Origin of the sequence: Kitasatospora sp. NPDC088391, from assembly GCF_044753345.1 — a bacterium.
Lineage (GTDB): Bacteria > Actinomycetota > Actinomycetes > Streptomycetales > Streptomycetaceae > Kitasatospora.
Genome location: NZ_JBIVNB010000002.1, coordinates 303,196 through 315,991, shown reverse-complemented (window position 1 = coordinate 315,991; position 12,796 = coordinate 303,196). Strand labels below are relative to the sequence as shown.

General features: G+C 74.1%; 10 protein-coding genes. All 10 read left to right on the top strand.

Annotated elements, in window-relative coordinates; genetic code table 11:
* Positions 1-70: 70 nt before the first annotated feature.
* The 10 genes from ACIQBJ_RS05860 to ACIQBJ_RS05815 all read left to right on the top strand — a co-directional run bounded on the left by ACIQBJ_RS05860 (position 71) and on the right by ACIQBJ_RS05815 (position 12,579).
* Positions 71-1,675 carry an amino acid adenylation domain-containing protein gene (locus tag ACIQBJ_RS05860; RefSeq protein ID WP_400704157.1) on the top strand — a complete coding sequence of 535 codons (1,605 nt, stop codon included), beginning with the start codon at positions 71-73 and terminating at the stop codon, positions 1,673-1,675.
* Between the two features lie 255 nt (positions 1,676-1,930).
* A complete protein-coding gene (locus tag ACIQBJ_RS05855; RefSeq protein WP_400704154.1) occupies positions 1,931-2,266 on the top strand; it encodes an acyl carrier protein in 336 nt (111 codons plus the stop codon).
* Positions 2,263-3,666 carry a flavin monoamine oxidase family protein gene (locus tag ACIQBJ_RS05850; protein WP_400704151.1) on the top strand — a complete coding sequence of 468 codons (1,404 nt, stop codon included), beginning with the start codon at positions 2,263-2,265 and terminating at the stop codon, positions 3,664-3,666. The genes ACIQBJ_RS05855 and ACIQBJ_RS05850 overlap by 4 nt, the downstream gene beginning before the upstream one ends.
* A 155-nt stretch (positions 3,667-3,821) precedes the next feature.
* The gene (locus ACIQBJ_RS05845; protein ID WP_400704148.1) at positions 3,822-5,522 is read left to right on the top strand and encodes a class I adenylate-forming enzyme family protein; all 1,701 of its coding nucleotides are present in this window, start codon (positions 3,822-3,824) and stop codon (positions 5,520-5,522) included.
* On the top strand, positions 5,522-6,949 hold the full coding sequence (locus ACIQBJ_RS05840) for a KamA family radical SAM protein (protein ID WP_400704145.1): 1,428 nt from the start codon (positions 5,522-5,524) through the stop codon (positions 6,947-6,949). Before ACIQBJ_RS05845 ends, ACIQBJ_RS05840 begins: the two co-directional genes overlap by 1 nt.
* Positions 6,946-7,950, top strand: a complete 1,005-nt coding sequence (locus ACIQBJ_RS05835; RefSeq protein ID WP_400704142.1) for a RimK family alpha-L-glutamate ligase — start codon at positions 6,946-6,948, stop codon at positions 7,948-7,950. The genes ACIQBJ_RS05840 and ACIQBJ_RS05835 overlap by 4 nt, the downstream gene beginning before the upstream one ends.
* Positions 7,947-9,158 carry a phenylacetate--CoA ligase family protein gene (locus ACIQBJ_RS05830; RefSeq protein ID WP_400704139.1) on the top strand — a complete coding sequence of 404 codons (1,212 nt, stop codon included), beginning with the start codon at positions 7,947-7,949 and terminating at the stop codon, positions 9,156-9,158. Before ACIQBJ_RS05835 ends, ACIQBJ_RS05830 begins: the two co-directional genes overlap by 4 nt.
* Positions 9,155-10,462 carry an MFS transporter gene (locus ACIQBJ_RS05825; RefSeq protein ID WP_400704136.1) on the top strand — a complete coding sequence of 436 codons (1,308 nt, stop codon included), beginning with the start codon at positions 9,155-9,157 and terminating at the stop codon, positions 10,460-10,462. Before ACIQBJ_RS05830 ends, ACIQBJ_RS05825 begins: the two co-directional genes overlap by 4 nt.
* Positions 10,459-11,301, top strand: coding sequence for an SDR family NAD(P)-dependent oxidoreductase (locus ACIQBJ_RS05820; protein ID WP_400704133.1), 843 nt, complete (start codon positions 10,459-10,461; stop codon positions 11,299-11,301). Before ACIQBJ_RS05825 ends, ACIQBJ_RS05820 begins: the two co-directional genes overlap by 4 nt.
* Positions 11,302-11,322: 21 nt before the next feature.
* On the top strand, positions 11,323-12,579 hold the full coding sequence (locus tag ACIQBJ_RS05815) for a phenylacetate--CoA ligase family protein (RefSeq protein WP_400704130.1): 1,257 nt from the start codon (positions 11,323-11,325) through the stop codon (positions 12,577-12,579).
* Positions 12,580-12,796 lie beyond the last annotated feature (217 nt).

Genomic DNA, 12,796 nt, shown 5'->3' with positions numbered 1-12,796 from the left:
ATCCCGACAGGTAGAGTCCCGGTTCGCCGAAGCACGGACGGGCACCTCTGGGCATTTTCTTGGAGCGGGCATGTCAAAGAACGGCGGCGTCAACGGATCGGCTGTCGATCTGTTGGACGCGTTCGCGGAAACCGTTCTCCGGTGGCCCGAACGAACCGCGTTGGAGTCACCCGAGCACACTCTCAGCTACCAGCAACTCGCAAGTCACGTAAGACGGTTGGCCCACACACTGGGCGACCGACCGGGTCCGGTGGCGGTCCCGGCGACACACTCGCCGGACACCGTCGTCGCCCTCCTGGGCATCCTCGCGGCGGGCGGCGCGCACGTGCCGCTCGACCCGGGGTTCCCGCTCGACCGGCGACGGCGGATGGCCGACACGGCCGGCTGCCGGGTCCTGGTCGGCCGCAGGTCGGCCGGCCACGCCGAGCAGGCCGACGAGCTCGGCCTGCGGTTCGTCGAACTGCCGGACGCAGCAGGTGCGTCGGGCGGTTCGGGCGGACCGGAACGGCCGGACGGCGCGCTGTCGGCCGGATCGGACGGCGGGCCACGGGCCGTGGTCGGGCCGGACGATCCCGCCTACGTGCTGTTCACGTCGGGGTCCACGGGGCAGCCCAAGCCGGTGCTGACGCCGCGGCGGGCGATCTCCGCCTCGGTGGCCTCGCTGCGCGGGCTGTTCGGGGTGGGGCCGGCCGACCGGGTGCTGCAGTTCGCCTCGCTGAACTGGGACACCTGCTTCGAGGAGATCCTGCCGACCCTGACGGCGGGGGCCCGGCTGGTGTTCGACCCGGAGGCGCACTCGGCCTCGTTCCCCCGGCTGCTGCGGATGGTGGAGCGGCGCGGCGTCACCGTGCTGGACCTGCCGACCGCGTTCTGGCACGAACTGGTGCTGCACCTGGCCGAGGAGGCCGCCGAGGGCGGGAGCGCCGCCCTGCCGCCGGGCCTGCGACTGGTGGTGATCGGCGGCGAGGCCGCCGCACCGGCGCGGCTGGCGGACTGGAGCGCGCTGCCGGACGCCGCCCGCGTCCGGTTGCTGAACACCTACGGCTGCACCGAGACCACCCTGATCACCCACGCGGTGGACCTGCTCGGCCCCGACACCCCGGAGCCGGGCCGCCGCTGGGACCCGGCGGAGCGCGCGCCGATCGGCCGCGCCCTGCCGCACGTCGAGGAACTGCTCTCCCCCGAGGGCGAGTTGCTGATCGGCGGGCCCGCCCTGGCGGCCGGCTACCCGGGCCTGCCGGAGGCCACCGCCGAGCGGTTCGCGGTCCGCGACGGGCGGCGCTGGTTCCGGACCGGCGACCGGGCCGCCCGGGCCGCCGACGGGGTGCTGACCCATCAGGGGCGGCTGGACCACGAGGTGAAGATCCGGGGCATCCGGGTCGATCCGGCCGAGGTGGAGGCCGCGCTCAACGCCCATCCCCGGGTGGGCGCGGCGGCGGTGGCCGCCACCACGCTGGCCGGGCGGGCCGCCCTGGTCGCCTACGTGGTCCCGCGCACCGGCGGGCCGGACCGGGCGCTCGCCGCCGAGGTGCTGGAGCACCTGCGCGGCACCCTGCCCGGCCACCTGGTGCCGAGCCGGCTCACCGTCGTCCCCGACCTGGTCCGCACCGTCAGCGGCAAGGTCGACCGGGCCGCCTCGCACCGCCTGCACAGCGGCACCGCCGTCCCGCTCTGACCCCGGCCGTCACCGGTGGACGTCCCACGGACGTGACCTGACGGACCGTCGGCTGTCACAGCGGCCGGGCACGATCTGTACCACGCGCACCAGGTACCGCACGGCCCCGCGCCCTTCCCCTCCCGCGGCGCCCGCCGTCGCGCACCACGTACGAAGCACCGCGCACCACGCACCGCGTTCACGTTCAGCACGCGCACCACGCACCGCTGGCACCGCCAGACCACGCGCACCCCGCACCGGTCGAAGGAGACCCTGATGAGCCTCGACACTCCCACCGCCATGCCCTCGTCCGCCGCCGCCGCGGAGCCGCTCGACTCGCTGACGGCGGTGTTCCGTCGCGTCCTGGAGCTGGACGAGGTGGCCGCGGACGCCAACTTCTTCCTGCTGGGCGGGGATTCGCTGATCGCCACCCGGGTGCTCAGCGCGGTGGCCCGCGCCCACGGCGTCGAGCTGACCTTCGAGGACTTCCTGACCGACCCGACCCCGGCCGGCCTCGCCGCCCGGATCGCCGCCGCGACCGACGCGACCGCCACGACCGGCGCCACTGCCGGCACCGGCACCGCCACCACCACCGTCCCGGCCGCCCGGTGAGCGCCGCCGCCCTCGCCCCGACCCCGCGGGAACCGCAGGAGCCGTACGGCGGCGCCCGCCGGCCGCCGCGCACCGCGGTGGTGGTCGGCGCGGGCCTGGCCGGGCTGACCGCGGCCGTCGAACTCGCCGACCGGGGCGTGCGGGTGACGGTGCTGGAGGCCCGTGAGCGGGTCGGCGGCCGGACCCTGGGCATCGAGGTCGCGCCGGGCCGCTGGATCGACGCCGGCGCGGCGTACCTGGGCGACCGGCACACCGAGCTGCACGCGCTGCTGGCGGCCTGCGACCTGAAGACGGCGCCTACCACGATGCTCGGCGCCAGCCGGTTCGCGCTGGCGGCGGACGGCGCGCGGGCCACCGCCGACGGCCGGTTCCCGCCGCTGAACGCGGTGGCCCTGGGCGACCTGTTCGAGCTGCTGGACGAACTGGCCTCCTCGGTCCGGCTCGACGCGCCGTGGCTGACCCCGAACGCCGAGGAGCTGGACGCCACCACCGCCGCGGAGTGGGCGGAGCGGAACCTGCCGCACCCGGACGCCCGGCTGTTCTTCCCGCTGTTCCTGGGCGAGATGATGGCGGCCGACCCGGCGAAGGTGTCGGTCCTGCACATGGCCTTCTACCTGCGCTCCGGCGGCGGCCTGCGGTTCCTGAACGCCTTCGAGGGCGGCGCGCAGCAGGACCGGGTCGCGGGCGGCGCGCACCGGCTGTGCGAGCGGCTGGCCCGCCGGCTGCTGGACGGCGGCGGGGTGCTGCGCACCGGGGAGCCGGTGCTGGCGGTGGAGCAGTCCGGCTCGGAGGCCACCGTCCGCACGTCGGAGGGGAGTTACCGGGCGGACGCGGTGGTGGTGGCGGTGCCGCCGCTGCTGGCGGACGCCATCGGGTTCCGGCCGGGGCTGCCGGTGCCGCGGGCCGCGTCGCGGACCGAGCGGGGCTGCGCGGTGAAGCTGAACCTGGTGTTCCCGGAGCCGGTGTGGCGCGAACACGGCCTGTCGGGCTGGTCGGTGAACGCGGCGGGCCCGCTGCTGTCGACGGTGGACGACACCCCGCCGGAGGGGTCGCCGGGGGTGCTGACCGGGTTCGTGACGGGCGCGGAGGCGCACCGTTTCGCCGCCCTGCCGCCCGCCGAGCAGCGCGCGGCGGCGGTCGCGCAGGCCCGGCGGCTGTTCCCGATGCTGCCGGAGCCGGTCGGCTTCCACGTCACCGACTGGGTCAACGAGCCGTGGAGCAGGGGGTGTTACGCGGCGCTGTTCGGTCCGGGCGACTGGTCGGCACTGGGTCCGACGCTGACCGCCCCGCACGGCCTGGTGCACTTCGCGGGCACCGAGACCAGTACCGAGTTCTTCGGTCTGCTGGAGGGCGCGATCCGTTCGGGCCGCCGGGCCGCGGCCGCGCTGCTCGCCCCCTGATTCACCGGAATACCCGGCAGCACAAGGCATTTCACGGCCATTCCTGACGCCGCGTCATATTCGATTCCCCGGCCGCCCGTTGGGCGCCCATTCCCCTTCCGTCGGACGCCCCACGAGGGTTCCTCCGGCGACGAGTCCTGCTTGGGAGACCCGCCATGAGCGACCAGACATCCATCGCCCCGCTGTCCGTCAGGGAGCGGTTCATGACCGATCCGACGCTCGGCGCGGGCAACTTCCTCGACCGGGCGGCCGAGGCGAACCCGAACCGGGCGGTGCCGTTCGCGTTCACCCACCGCACCGACCACCGCGGGCAGGTGGTGCTGCACGGGCACAGCCTGCTCGACCTGGTCGCGCTGCGCGACCGCTACGCGGCCTGGTACCACGCGACGGGGGTGCGGCCGGGCGAGCCGGTGGGCGTGGTGGTCGCCGAGGGCCTGGAGCCGCTGCTGCACTTCTTCGCACTGACGGCGCTGGGCGCGGTCCCGGCGCTGGTCAACGACGCGATGCGGCACGACGTGATGGTGCGCTACCTGAACCACGTGGGCGCGGTCGGGGTGGTCGCGGACGACACCACCCGGCTGGCCTCGGCGTACCGGCAGGACCCGCAGCGCCGGCCGCGGTTCCTGGCGCTGACCGCCGAGGTGCAGGCGTTCGACGCGGACCTGTCGGCGCTGCCGGAGGGCTACCCGTACCGGCACGGGCCGGACGACGTGGTGGCGCTGATCCACTCCTCGGGGACGACCGGGACGCCGAAGTCGACGACGCTGGCGCACCGGCAGTTCTGGGAGGGCAAGCAGCCGCGGATGCTGCGCTTCCCCGCCGAGTCGTACGACCGGCTGATGTCGCTGATGCCGCACACCCACGCGGGCGGGCTGAGCTACTTCCTGACGGCGACGCTGCTGGGCCTGCCGACCGTGGTGATGGCGGACTGGCGGCGGGTCACCGTGGAGCCGGTGATGGAGGCGTTCCGGCCGACCATGGTGGCCTCGTTCCCGCGCACCTTCGTGGAGTTGGCGACCGGCGAGCTGCCGGTCGCGGGCGCGGCGAAGGTGCACTCCTGGTTCAACACCGGCGACAGCGCGCACTACGGGCACATCCGCCGGCTGGTCCAGCTGGGCGAGCGCCCGGCCGGGCTGATCAAGCCGTGGCTGCTGCCGCAGGAGAAGGAGGGCGAGGCGGCGCTGCCCGGTTCGCAGTTCGTCGACGGCCTGGGCTCCTCCGAGATGGGCATGGCGCTGTTCGGCCAGGTCACCTCGCCGGAGACGGAGCGCAACGACCGCTGCGTGGGCAGGCCGTCCGAGGTGGTGGAGAAGGCCACCGTGCTGGACGAGGACGGGGTGGAGGTGCCGGACGGCACGGTCGGCATGCTGGCGGTGGCCGCGCCGTCGATCACCCACGGGTACTGGAACAACGAGCGGTTGACCGAGTCGTTCCGGCTGGCCGGGTACTGGCTGACCGGCGACATCGCCCGCCGGGACGCCGAGGGCCGGTTCTACCACCTGGACCGGACCGTCGACGTGATCGACACCCTGGACGGGCCGGTGTACAGCCTGCCGCTGGAGGAGGTGCTGCTCGCCGACTGCGGCGACGCGGTGCAGGACTGCTCGGTGGTCGGCGTGCCGCACCCGGACGGCGGGCAGCGGCCGGTCGCGGTGGTGCGGCTGCAGGAGGGCGCGGACGCGGAGGGGCTGCTGGCGGCGGCCAACGCCGAGCTGGCGAAGGCCGGGCTGGCGCCGCTGGCGGCGCTGACGGTGGCCCGTGAGCCCGGCGAGTTCCCGCTCGGCCCGACCGGCAAGGTGCTCAAGCGCGAGCTGCGCACCCGGCACGCCGGCCTGCTCACCGCGGCGGGCTCCTGATGGACGGCGGAGCGCAGCCGTACCAGTACGTGCGGCGGCCGCTGGTCGAACCGGACTGGCGGCGCCTGCCGGGCTGGCGGGAGGTGACGGCCGCGCAGTGGCGCGACGCCCAGTGGCAGCGGGCGCACTGTGTGCAGGGCGAGCGGCAGCTGCGGCGGGTGTTCGGCGAGCTGCTGACCGACCGGTTCTACCGTGAACTGGCGGCCGACCAGGCCGAGTTCGCCACCATGTCGGTGCTGGTGCCGCCGCACATGCTGAACACCATGGCGGCGGACGCGCCGCTGGAGCCGGGCGCGTTCACCGAGGCGTTCCTGGCGGACCCGGTGCGCCGGTACATGCTGCCGGTGCGCACCGACCGGCATCCCGAGTGGCCGAGCCATCCGCTGGCGTCCCGGGACTCGCTGCACGAGGCCGACATGTGGGCGGTGGAGGGGCTGACGCACCGCTACCCGACCAAGGTGCTGGCCGAGCTGCTCGCCACCTGCCCGCAGTACTGCGGGCACTGCACCCGGATGGACCTGGTGGGCCGCTCGACCCCGCAGGTCGCCAAGGCGCGGCTGGTGCTGCGTCCGGCGGACCGCGAGGAGCAGATGCTCGACTACCTGAAGCGCACCCCGTCGGTGCGGGACGTGGTGGTGTCGGGCGGCGACCTGGCGAACGTGCCGTGGCCGCGGCTGGAGGCGTTCCTGCTGCGGCTGCTGGAGCTGGGTTCGGTGCGCGACATCCGGCTGGCCAGCAAGTCGGTGGTGGGCCTGCCGCAGCACTGGCTGCAGCCGAAGGTGCTGGCCGGGGTGGAGCGGGTGGCCCGGCTGGCGGCCCGCCGCTCGGTCAACCTGGCGGTGCACACCCACGCCAACCACGCGGCCTCGGTGACGCCGCTGGTCGCCGAGGCGGCCCGGGCGCTGCTGGACGCGGGCGTCCGGGACGTCCGCAACCAGGGCGTGCTGATGCGCGGGGTGAACGCCACCCCGCAGGCGCTGCTCGACCTGTGCTTCGCCCTGCAGGGCGAAGCGAACATCCTGCCGTACTACTTCTACCTGTGCGACGTGATCCCGAACGCCGAGCACTGGCGGCTGCCGCTGGCGGACGCCCAGCGGCTGCAGGAGGCGATCCTCGGCTACCTGCCGGGCTACGCCACGCCCCGGCTGGTCGCGGACGTGCCGCACGTCGGCAAGCGGTGGGTGCACCAGGCGGTCGGCTACGACCGGGTGCGCGGCATCTCGTACTGGACCAAGAACTACCGCACCGGGCTGGAGCTGCGCTCCACCGAACCGGGCGACGGGTCATGGCAGTTGACGCACCGTCACCCGTACGTGGACCCGGTGGACACGCTGTCGGCCGAGGGCCGCCGGTGGTGGGCCGAACAGGCCGCCCGGGGCGGGGAGTTCGACCTGACCGATCTGTGGGAGAAGGAGGGGAGCGCATGAGCGGGGCCGTTCCGTCCGGGCCGTTGCGCCGGATGTGCTGGATCTTCCCGGACCGGGAGTCCACCCGGTCCGGGGCGATGTGGCGGCACTACTTCTGGGACATGTACGCGGAGATCGCCGCCGAACTGGGCCTGGAGTGGACCCGGCACGCGCCGGAGGCGGTCACCGTGGACGCGGTCGACCCGGCCCGGCCGCGGGTGTACGTGGACGACGAGCCGGTGACGCCCGAGGACACCCTGTTCATCACGGCGCTGTACTCGCTGCCGTACCAGTCGATGGACGTGTTCAACCAGCTGGCGCTGACCACGGTGCTGGAGCAGGCCGGTTTCTACCTGCCGTTCCCGGCGCAGGTCTCGCTGCTCGGCAACGACAAGCTCGCCACCGTGCTGTTCCTGGCGGACTCCCCGGTCCCGCCGATCCCCTCGGTGCGGATCGGCTCCGGCCGGGACGTCTCCAAGCACCAGTACGAGGTGGCGCTCGGCGAGTTGGGCTTCCCGGCGATCGTGAAGCCGTCCGGCTGGTGCGGCGGCGGCGGGATCAACCTGGCCCGCTCGCTGGAGGACGTCCGCGGCCTGGCCAGCCTGGCGCAGGGCGGCGACACCACGCTGATCGCCCAGCCCTACCTGGGCGACGGCACCGTCGACTACCGGGTCTACGTGATCGACGGCGCGCCGTACGCGGTGCTGCGCCGCACCCCGGAGGCCGGGTCGCCGGTCGCCAACGCGAGCCGCGGCGGCTCGATGGACTTCTGCGAGATCCCCGCCGAACTCGCCGAGGCCACCGCCTACTTCGCGAAGAAGCTGCCGATCCCGTTCTTCTGCGTGGACTTCCTGCACGACGGCGAGCGGTTCTGGTTCTCCGAGCTGGAGCCGGACGGCGTGATCGCCCCCGACTTCGACGACCCGGAGCGGTCCGTCCAGCGGGACGTCACCCGGGCCCGGTTCGCCGCCTACCGCGCGGCCCACACCGCCTTCTTGGAGAACGGAGGTGCGGCGCGATGACCTTCTCGCTGACCGACACCGAGGCCGCGGGCGGCCTGGCCGTGCCCCGACGGACCCTCGAACTGCTGCGCACCGTCCCCGGGTTGGGCGAGCGCTACGCGGACGCGGCGGCGCCCGGCACGCTGGCGGAGCTGGCCGCGCTGCCGCCGCTGGCCAAGGACGACCTGAACACGGCGCTGGCCCACCTGGAGCCGGCCGCCGAGCAGGGCGCCACCTGGCTGTTCCAGAGCGGCGGTTCGACCGGCGCTCCCAAGGTCGGCTACGCGCCGACCGGCTTCTACATGGCGAAGGTGTTCGAGCACTGGCAGCCGCTGGACCGGGACGACGTGTTCGTCAACGCCTGGGGCGCGGGCCGGATGTGGGGCGCGCACTTCCTCGCCGCGGGCCTGGCCGACCTGTCCGGCTGCCGGGTGATCGCGCTCGGCTCGGTGACCGCCGAGGAGTACCCGGAGTGGCTGGGCTTCCTGGCCGCCCGCAAGGTCACCGCGATCGGCGGCACCCCGAGCGTGCTGCGGCTGTGGTTCGCGCACGCCCGCGCCGCCGGCATCGAACTCCCGTCGCTGCGCAAGGTGCTGTGGCTGGGCGAGGCCTGGCAGCCGCAGCTGGAGGACGATCTGGCGGCGGTCGCGCCGAAGGCCCGCCGGCACGGCATGTTCGGCTCCACCGAGACCTGGGTGGTGGGCTCCAACACCCCGGACTGCCCGGCCGACACCTTCCACCCGTTCCCGCACCAGCTGGTGCACGTCGGCGCGGACGGCCTGCTCGACTTCACCTCGCTCGACCCGGCGATGCTCAACCCGGTGCTGCGCTACCGCACCGGCGACGCGGGCGAGTTGGGCCCGTGCCCGTGCGGCCGACCCGGCCCCGCGATGCGGGTGCTGGGCCGCCGCGACAACGTGGTGCAGGTCCGCGGCCTGGGCCTGCACGTGGACGAGCTGCTGGAACGGGTCGAGCGCGAGCCCGGCGTCACCCGCGCCCAGGTGCTGATCACCGAACGGGGCGGCCGGGCCGGGCGGGTGGAGGTGCTGGTGCTCGGCGCCCTGCCCGACCCGGAGGCGCTGCGCCGCGAACTGCTCTCCTCGACCTTCACCCTGAGCACCGGTTTCGTGCACGACCCGGAGAACGTCGTGGTGCGGGTGGTGGACGCGCTGGTCAGCAACGAGCGCACCGGGAAGACCGCGGGCTTCGTGGTCCGGGAGGAAGCATGAAGGCCCGCCTGCCGCGGTCGCTCGGCCGCGGCTTCAACGTGTTCTGGTTCGGCCAGTCGGTCTCCACGGTCGGCGACCGGGTCACCGTGTTCGTCGTCCCCACCCTGATGATCTTCGTGCTGCACGCCTCGGCGCTGCAGGTCGGCATCGTCTCGATGGCCCAGTACCTGGGCATCCCGCTGCTCGGGCCGGTCGCCGGCGTGCTGGTCGACCGCTGGGACAAGCGGCGCACCATGCTGGTGTGCGACCTGGTGCGGCTGGTGGCGGTCGCGGCGATCCCGCTCGCCTACTGGCTGGACGCGCTCTCCACACCGCTGCTGTTCTGCTGCGTGGCCGCGGTCTCCGGCGCGACGATCTTCTTCAACGTGGGCTACCTGGTCGCCGTCCCCGCCGTGGTCGAGGAGGAGCACCTGGTGCGCGCCTACTCGCGGCTGGAGGGCAGCGGCTCGGTCTCCGAGGTCGCCGGGCCGTCGATCGCCGCCGCGCTGTACAGCGCGCTCGGGGTGGCCGCGCTGGTGGTCGACGCCGCCAGCTACCTGGTCTCGGCGGTCTGCTTCGGCTGGATGCGCCCGTGGGGCGAGCGGACCGTCAGTACGGGCTCGGTGTGGCAGCGCCTCACCCTGGGCTTCCGGCTCAACTGGCAGGACCCGGTGCTGCGCCGGATCGTGCTGGCCGCCGTCACGCTGAACTCCGGCGGCCCGGTCTTCGTCACCGTGCTGCCGGTGCTCGCCTACCGGGGCCTGGGCGTCACCGTCGGCGTGTTCGGCGCCGCGATGTCGGCGGGCGCCGTCGGCGCGCTGCTCGGCGCGCTGGTCGCCCCGCGGATCTCCGAGCGCCTCGGCATCGGCCGCACCCTGGCCTGGGCGCTGCTGCTGCACTGCCTGGTCGGCCTGGGCGTGCTGGCCGCGCCCGCGCTGCCCGCCGGGCCGGTCATCGCCGCCACGATGGGCGCGTACGGCTTCTTCATGTCCTGCATCAACGTGTGCTCGGCGCCCGCCCGGCAGTCCCGGATGTCCGCGAAGCACCAGGGCGTGATGCACGCCGCGTTCCGGACCGTCACCTGGGGCGTCATCCCGCTGGCCGCGCTGGTCGGCGGCCTGTCGGTGTCGCTGCTGACCGGCCCGCTCGGCGTCCTGGACGCGGCCCGCTGGACGATGGCGGGCGGCACCCTGCTCGCCGCCTGCTCGTTCTTCCCCGCGCTCGCCGTGCAGTCCCGGATGGACGCCGACCCGCCGAAGGCCGCCGACACCGCCGCCGCGGACGCCCCCGGCACCGCCGCCGAGCCCGCGGAGGCCGCCCCGTGACGGACCGTCGACCCGTGCTGCTGATCACCGGCTGCTCCTCCGGCATCGGGCTGGCCACCGCGGCGGCCGCCGACGCGGCGGGCTGGTCGGTGGTCGCCACCGTCCGCGCCCCGGAGCGCGCCGACGCGCTGCGGGCCGCCGCGCCCGGCGCGCTGGTGCGGCGCCTGGACGTCACCGACGAGGCGTCGATCGCCGCGTGCTTCGCCGACCTGGACCGGCTGGACGCGGTGGTCAACAACGCCGGGGTGTCGAACTGCGACCCGACGCTGGAGATGTCCGACTCGGCCGCGCTGCGCGCCAACCTGGACGTCAACTTCTTCGGCACGGTCGCCGTCAGCCGGGCCGCGATGCCGCTGCTGCGCGCCGCCCGGGGTCGGCTGCTGACCGTCGGCAGCGTGCACGGCGTCGTCGGCCAGCCCTTCAACGAGGCGTACAGCGCGGCCAAGTTCGCCGTCGAGGGCTTCATGGAGGCGCTCGCCCCGGTCGCCGCCGCGCACGGCGTCCGGGTCTCGGTGCTGGTGCCCGGCTACGTGCCGGACACCCGGTTCGGCGAGTTCCCGGACGTGAACCGCCACACCCTGCAGGCCGCCTCGGGCCCGTACGCGGACACCTTCGCCGCGTACGTGGCCCGGCTCGGCCGGGGCTGGGAGAGCGCCGGGCAGCCCGCCGCCGAGGTCGCCGCCGCCGTGCTGCGGGCGCTCGCGCTGGCGGAGCCGCCGTTCCGCATCCCCGCCAACGCGTGGGCGGCCGCCTACCTCGACGCCAAACTCGCCGACCGCGACGGCAGCGCGATCCAGCGCCTCGCCCGCGACTGGATCGGCGCCACCCCCGCCCGCTGACCCTCCCCAGGAGCGACTCCCGTGCCCGCCAAACCCCTTCAGGCCCTGGTCGACCTCGCCCGGACCAACTCGCCGTTCTACGCCGAGCTGTACCGCGACGTCCCCGCCACCGTCACCTCGCTCACCCAACTGCCGGTCATCGAGCAGGCCGCGTTCTGGGCCGCCAACACCTGGCCCGACAACCGGCTGATGACCGGTCCGCTCACCGACGCCGCCGTCTACAAGACCGGCGGCACCACCGGCGCGCCCAAGTTCTCGCCCTGGACCCGCACCGAGCACTTCGACTCGGTCAGCGCGTTCGGCGCCGGGCTGGTCGACGCCGGGCTGAAGCCCGGCCACAAGGTGGCCAACCTGTTCTGCGCGGGCGAGCTGTACAGCGGCTTCCTGTTCATCGAGAACGCCCTGCACCACGCCCCGGTGGAGAACGTCCGGCTGCCCGTCGCGTCCGCGCCCGACGAGTACGTCGCCGACCTGATCCACTCGTTCGGGGTGGACGTGCTGGCGGGCGAGCCGATGAAGCTGTCCTCCGTCGCCGAGACGCTGCTCAAGCAGGACCGGCCCGCCCCGCAGGTCGAACTGGTCCTGTTCGGCGGCGACATCCTCTTCAACGACCTGCGCCCGCTGCTCCGGTCGGCCTTCCCGAACGCCGTGCTCTCCTCGATCGGCTACGCCTCGGTGGACGCCGGACTGGTCGCCGGACCGGTCCGGGCCGGGGACGACCTGCGGGTGCACCGGGCGTTCCCGAACCGCACCGTGGTGGAGATCCTGGACGAGGCCACCGGCGAGCCGATCACCGAACCCGGCGTCCCCGGGCGGGTGTTCGTCACCAACCTGTTCCGCACCCTGGTCCCGATCCTGCGCTACCCCGCCGGCGACCGCGCCGAGTGGACCGACACCGCCTGCACCACCTTCCGCCTGCTCGGCCGCTCCACCGAGGGCGCCCGGGTCGGCACCGTCGCCATGCCCACCGAGGACGTCCGCGCCGTCCTGCTCGCCCACGACCCCGAGCAGCACATCGCCGGCATGCAACTCGTCCAGCGCCGCTGGGACGGCCGCGACGGCCTGATCATCCGCCTCGGCCACACCGCCCCGCCGCCCGCCGACCTCGCCGAGACCCTCCGCCGGGCCGTCCTCGACGCCCGCCCCCTCTACGTCTCCGAGCAGGCCGCCGGGGCCATCCACCCGCTCCGGGTCGAATGGGTTCCGCGCGCCGACCTCGTCACCAACCCCCGCACCGGCAAGCTCCAGCAGGTCGTCGACGAACGCCCGAAGGACTGACCCCGGCGCCCGGGCGGGCGCAAATCGGAAGTTCACGTGAAAAGGAATGATTTTCTCCTGGAATAGGGACAGCCCGTTTCTCCCCGCTTTCCGCCCATGTGGACACCAGGGTGATCCATCTCACTCGAATAACCGGACGAAACGCGATTGACCTGCACAGCAAGGAAGTTGGTAAGCTCCCCCGCTTTTCATAACAGTCCGTCAGGTCTCCGACCTG

Bases quoted from the DNA above. Each gene is read 5' to 3' on its own strand.
- ACIQBJ_RS05860 (WP_400704157.1), top strand. From the start codon at position 71: ATGTCAAAGAACGGCGGCGTCAACGGATCGGCTGTCGATCTGTTGGAC.
- ACIQBJ_RS05855 (WP_400704154.1), top strand. From the start codon at position 1,931: ATGAGCCTCGACACTCCCACCGCCATGCCCTCGTCCGCCGCCGCCGCG.
- ACIQBJ_RS05845 (WP_400704148.1), top strand. From the start codon at position 3,822: ATGAGCGACCAGACATCCATCGCCCCGCTGTCCGTCAGGGAGCGGTTC.
- ACIQBJ_RS05840 (WP_400704145.1), top strand. From the start codon at position 5,522: ATGGACGGCGGAGCGCAGCCGTACCAGTACGTGCGGCGGCCGCTGGTC.
- ACIQBJ_RS05835 (WP_400704142.1), top strand. From the start codon at position 6,946: ATGAGCGGGGCCGTTCCGTCCGGGCCGTTGCGCCGGATGTGCTGGATC.
- ACIQBJ_RS05830 (WP_400704139.1), top strand. From the start codon at position 7,947: ATGACCTTCTCGCTGACCGACACCGAGGCCGCGGGCGGCCTGGCCGTG.
- ACIQBJ_RS05825 (WP_400704136.1), top strand. From the start codon at position 9,155: ATGAAGGCCCGCCTGCCGCGGTCGCTCGGCCGCGGCTTCAACGTGTTC.